Origin of the sequence: Tsukamurella conjunctivitidis, from assembly GCF_007858475.1 — a bacterium.
GTDB lineage: Bacteria > Actinomycetota > Actinomycetes > Mycobacteriales > Mycobacteriaceae > Tsukamurella > Tsukamurella conjunctivitidis.
The window spans coordinates 1-568 of the sequence record NZ_VIGX01000213.1; the positions used below are offsets into that span (position 1 = coordinate 1).

Below are 568 nucleotides of genomic sequence, written 5' to 3' on the forward strand. Positions count from 1 at the left end.
CGGAGGGGCAGGGCCCGTCCCTGTCCGACCCTCATGCGATGTCGCGGGAGGCCGGGCACATGCGTGCCCGGCCCCCCGTCACCGGCTGACGGCGATCACTTCACGTCGTCGTCGACCCAGTCGAAGGTGCGCGTGACGGCCTTCTTCCACAGGCGGAAGGTCCGGTCGACCTCGGCCTGGTCGGCCTGGGGTGTCCACCGCTTGCCTTCCTGCCAGTTCGCGATGACGTCGTCGGTGCCGTCCCAGAAGCCCACCGCGATACCTGCGGCGTAGGCGGCTCCCAGTGCGGTGGTCTCGATGACCTTGGGACGCACGACGTCCACACCGCACAGGTCGGCCTGGAACTGCATGACCAGATCGTCATGCGTCTTGCCACCGTCGACCTTGAGCTCCTTGAGGGGCACCCCGGAGTCGGCGTTCATGGCGTCCAGGACCTCACGAGACTGGAAGGCCGTGGACTCCTCCACCGCGCGGGCGACGTGGCCCTTGTTGGCGTAGCGCGTGAGACCCACGATGGCGCCGCGGGCGTCGTCACGCCAGTAGGGGGCGAACAATCCCGAGAACGCCG

The 568-nt window shown here is 68.8% G+C and carries 1 protein-coding gene; it reads right to left on the reverse strand.

Features of this window, described 5'->3' with window-relative positions; translation table 11 throughout:
• Positions 1–95 precede the first annotated feature (95 nt).
• A partial coding sequence (locus tag FK530_RS25095; RefSeq protein ID WP_269434194.1) for an FGGY-family carbohydrate kinase occupies positions 96–568 on the reverse strand: 473 nt, incomplete at its 5' end.